Source organism: Collinsella aerofaciens (assembly GCF_040910265.1).
GTDB lineage: Bacteria > Actinomycetota > Coriobacteriia > Coriobacteriales > Coriobacteriaceae > Collinsella > Collinsella aerofaciens_BK.
The window spans coordinates 3,435-4,954 of record NZ_JBDGAW010000034.1 but is presented as its reverse complement, the minus strand read 5'-3'; the positions used below and the strand labels follow the sequence as shown (position 1 = coordinate 4,954).

Here is a 1,520-nt window from a genome sequence, read left to right as displayed (position 1 = left end):
TTTTGGACGGAGAGTTCGATCCTGGCTCAGGATGAACGCTGGCGGCGCGCCTAACACATGCAAGTCGAACGGCACCCACCTCCGGGTGGAAGCGAGTGGCGAACGGCTGAGTAACACGTGGAGAACCTGCCCCCTCCCCCGGGATAGCCGCCCGAAAGGACGGGTAATACCGGATACCCCGGGGTGCCGCATGGCACCCCGGCTAAAGCCCCGACGGGAGGGGATGGCTCCGCGGCCCATCAGGTAGACGGCGGGGTGACGGCCCACCGTGCCGACAACGGGTAGCCGGGTTGAGAGACCGACCGGCCAGATTGGGACTGAGACACGGCCCAGACTCCTACGGGAGGCAGCAGTGGGGAATCTTGCGCAATGGGGGGAACCCTGACGCAGCGACGCCGCGTGCGGGACGGAGGCCTTCGGGTCGTAAACCGCTTTCAGCAGGGAAGAGTCAAGACTGTACCTGCAGAAGAAGCCCCGGCTAACTACGTGCCAGCAGCCGCGGTAATACGTAGGGGGCGAGCGTTATCCGGATTCATTGGGCGTAAAGCGCGCGTAGGCGGCCCGGCAGGCCGGGGGTCGAAGCGGGGGGCTCAACCCCCCGAAGCCCCCGGAACCTCCGCGGCTTGGGTCCGGTAGGGGAGGGTGGAACACCCGGTGTAGCGGTGGAATGCGCAGATATCGGGTGGAACACCGGTGGCGAAGGCGGCCCTCTGGGCCGAGACCGACGCTGAGGCGCGAAAGCTGGGGGAGCGAACAGGATTAGATACCCTGGTAGTCCCAGCCGTAAACGATGGACGCTAGGTGTGGGGGGACGATCCCCCCGTGCCGCAGCCAACGCATTAAGCGTCCCGCCTGGGGAGTACGGCCGCAAGGCTAAAACTCAAAGGAATTGACGGGGGCCCGCACAAGCAGCGGAGCATGTGGCTTAATTCGAAGCAACGCGAAGAACCTTACCAGGGCTTGACATATGGGTGAAGCGGGGGAGACCCCGTGGCCGAGAGGAGCCCATACAGGTGGTGCATGGCTGTCGTCAGCTCGTGTCGTGAGATGTTGGGTTAAGTCCCGCAACGAGCGCAACCCCCGCCGCGTGTTGCCATCGGGTGATGCCGGGAACCCACGCGGGACCGCCGCCGTCAAGGCGGAGGAGGGCGGGGACGACGTCAAGTCATCATGCCCCTTATGCCCTGGGCTGCACACGTGCTACAATGGCCGGTACAGAGGGATGCCACCCCGCGAGGGGGAGCGGATCCCGGAAAGCCGGCCCCAGTTCGGATTGGGGGCTGCAACCCGCCCCCATGAAGTCGGAGTTGCTAGTAATCGCGGATCAGCATGCCGCGGTGAATGCGTTCCCGGGCCTTGTACACACCGCCCGTCACACCACCCGAGTCGTCTGCACCCGAAGTCGCCGGCCCAACCGAGAGGGGGGAGGCGCCGAAGGTGTGGAGGGTGAGGGGGGTGAAGTCGTAACAAGGTAGCCGTACCGGAAGGTGCGGCTGGATCACCTCCTTTCTAGGGAGATA

Annotated in this window: 1 rRNA gene; it reads left to right on the top strand. The window is 65.1% G+C overall.

The features are described 5' to 3' along the window. The first annotated feature begins 3 nt into the window (after positions 1-3). Positions 4-1,509 (top strand): 16S ribosomal RNA (locus tag AB5Z14_RS10025). The last annotated feature ends 11 nt before the right edge of the window (positions 1,510-1,520 follow it).